The organism is Halopseudomonas pachastrellae, assembly GCF_900114765.1.
Taxonomy (GTDB): Bacteria; Pseudomonadota; Gammaproteobacteria; order Pseudomonadales; family Pseudomonadaceae; genus Halopseudomonas; species Halopseudomonas pachastrellae.
In genome coordinates this window covers 1-2672 of sequence record NZ_FOUD01000046.1, presented here as the reverse complement: position 1 = coordinate 2672, position 2672 = coordinate 1, and the positions used below count along the sequence as shown (strand labels likewise).

At 54.4% G+C, this 2672-nt stretch carries 1 protein-coding gene, 1 tRNA gene and 1 pseudogene; 1 reads left to right on the top strand and 2 read right to left on the bottom strand.

What is annotated here, in order from left to right:
• Positions 1-101: 101 nt before the first annotated feature.
• A pseudogene (locus BM116_RS18515) lies at positions 102-473 on the bottom strand (site-specific integrase); the annotation flags it as partial.
• Positions 474-579: 106 nt separating this feature from the next.
• Positions 580-666 (bottom strand) — tRNA-OTHER (locus BM116_RS18920).
• Positions 667-830: 164 nt separating this feature from the next.
• Between BM116_RS18920 and BM116_RS18510 the strand changes: the two genes are divergently transcribed.
• A complete protein-coding gene (locus tag BM116_RS18510; protein ID WP_083729484.1) occupies positions 831-2219 on the top strand; it encodes a tyrosine-type recombinase/integrase in 1389 nt (462 codons plus the stop codon).
• Positions 2220-2672 lie beyond the last annotated feature (453 nt).

Below are 2672 nucleotides of genomic sequence, written 5' to 3'. Positions count from 1 at the left end.
GCCGACACGGTTTCAACAACCAGCTGTCACCGGTAGAGTTTGAAAGGCAACATTTACTGAGCCTGGAAAGTGTCTAGGAAATCCGGGGCGATTCAAACCGGGGTTTTACGCCTGGTGCGCTCTGATAGACGTTTATCGCGATACTCGGAAATGACTTCTGCTGACAGCGCCGCCAATGAGTAGCTACCAAGCTTTTCCATGAGCTTCTTCGCGCTGCCAATCTCGCTTTGGGCGGTCTTAGGGGCTTTTGTAGGGCTTACCTCTGCGAGGTAGCGCTTGAGCGCCTGCTCAATCGTCATTCGCTCTGAAGCAGTGCGCTGAATATAAACGCCACGCACCATCTCATCCTCGACCCGCCGGGACCAATCAAGGGCATCACGTTTTGTACGAAAAGTCTTCGAAGTGGTAGGCCATCCGTTTTTGCGGATGAGAGCTTTCCAGGTACCAGAGGGGGTTTTTACGAGTGTTGCCATGCTGTTCTCCGAGGTGGCGATCAGTACGACTGTACTGAAACTGTACCTCGGGAACATCTGAATGCGGGGGCAAAAACTGCAGCATCGCTGCAGCCCTTGATTTATATGGTGCCGGCACCAAGAGTCGAACTCGGGACCTACTGATTACAAGTTTTATCAGCAGCCCATATTCCACAAGGCTTTCGGAACAGGCAAGGCAAAAATAATTCCTGCATCCCCTTGAATCTCAAGAAAAAAGCAGGAGTTGTTAAGGGAAGACTAACAGATTTGGAAGCGGCGTCAAAGCCCTACCCCAACCCTACCCCGGGGCCAAATCCCTACCCAAAACCTACCCCGAAAACCGCCTATGGAGGCCGCATGACCATACGACAACCCATGAATGAGCTGACCGTAAAACGCCTGAAGTACGACCCCAAACAAGGCCGATTTGAATATCTCGACCCGCCCATGCATGGGCACGGCACATTCGGGGTCAGGGTCAACAAAACCAGCAAAAGCTTCATCCTCCTGTACAGCTTTCACAATCACCCACGCAGGCTGACACTTGGAAAGTACCCGGCCATGTCGTTGACTGAGGCAAGAGAGCAGGCCGCTCAAGCCATCAACCTTCTCGCCCAGGGCATCGACCCTGGGCAGAAAAAGGTCGCGGAGCTGTTCGAGTATCGCGAAAGCCCCACCTTCGCCGAGGCTGCTGCAATCTATCTGGATCACGTCAAACTCAAGAACAGCGAGAGGACACTGCACGAGTACAAGCGACTCTTGGAGGTCGACTTTATCCCTCACCTCGGCCGCATGAAGATGGTCGATATCAAACGCAAGCAAGTCATCGCTTTGCTCGACGAGAAGGCCAAGACTGCGGGCATCCAAGCGAACCGCAACCTGGCAGTCATCCGCGCGATGTTCAACTTCTGCGTAGACCGGGACATCCTGGACGCGACCCCGCTGGTGCAGATGAAGAAGCTAGTCAAGGATGTGCCTCGAGAACGTACGCTCAATCGTCACGAACTGGTCTGGTTCCTGCGCGAGCTCACCGCCCCCTACCTCAATGAGAATACCCGCTTCGCTCTGCTTCTCAGCCTGATGCTGGCACAGCGCTCCGGTCGCATCGTAGAAATGCGCTGGGTAGATCTAGATTTTTACGACTCCATGTGGGATCGCAGCGGCAAATTCGAAAAGAATAACAACCCCATCGCGATCCCCTTGTCGGATGAGGTTATGGGCATCCTGAAGTACCTCAAAAACAAACAGCGCAAACAGATCGAGGATCACAAGAAAAAAGGCAACGAATTCGCTAGCCGCACGGGGCAATATGTATTTCCCGGACGCTTCCCCGGACAGGCTCAGACTCAACCATCACTAAACCGCGCCATGCATCGAATGTACACGGCCTACGTCAAGGATATGGACAGGGTTGAGCACGAAGGCCTGCTCCGCGTCGCAGACGGCTACCCTCGCCCAGTGGTACATGACCTGCGCAGAACCGCCACCACACACATGACAAGCCGAGGGCTTGGCAAAGACGTTCGCAGTCGAATCCTTAACCACAAAGACATGTCGGTCGACGCAGTCTACGACCGCTATGCGTACTTCGATGAGAAGGCAGAAGCGCTATCCGAATGGCACGCGTTCTTGCGGGGACTATTTGAACGTGAGTTCGATGGAAAATCCTGGATCGAAGTCTACGGCGACAAGCTCAATGAACTTGAACCCTCCCAACTCGACGACGCAATGACTCCGACTCCCTAAGAGTCGCATTAAGGCTGCGCAGGTGAAGATAGAGCAGCTTCACCTGCGCCTAATACCCGCTATATGCGCCTCCCTGGCGCTACCAGCCATGCGAGCAGCAAACAGCATAGACTGCGCATAAATTTAAAAGGCCGCCCCTTTCGAGACAGCCTTTTGAACTACTTCTTTTGCCCTTGGATTCGCGGTGGTGCTTTTTAACCTGCCGAAAATATGTGCCCAAGCGCCTACTCGAGCATCGAAACAGGCCCGAGACCTCGGGTCAACGCCTAAGGAGGTCAAGCTTCAGATACCCTCCCCCATCAACTGCTCATCTCCGCGCCCGTCCGATTCTATTGAAAACGTCCCGTGGAGATTTTCGGCGTAAGCGTACGCCGAACTCACCTTGCGCGACTCAGGCAGGCGCCCACTGATGCGGCAGCAGTTGGCCGACCTCACTCGCCCGTTGCGTCGGCA

Excerpts from the sequence above, each read along its gene's own strand:
- BM116_RS18510 (WP_083729484.1), top strand. The coding sequence starts at position 831 with ATGACCATACGACAACCCATGAATGAGCTGACCGTAAAACGCCTGAAG.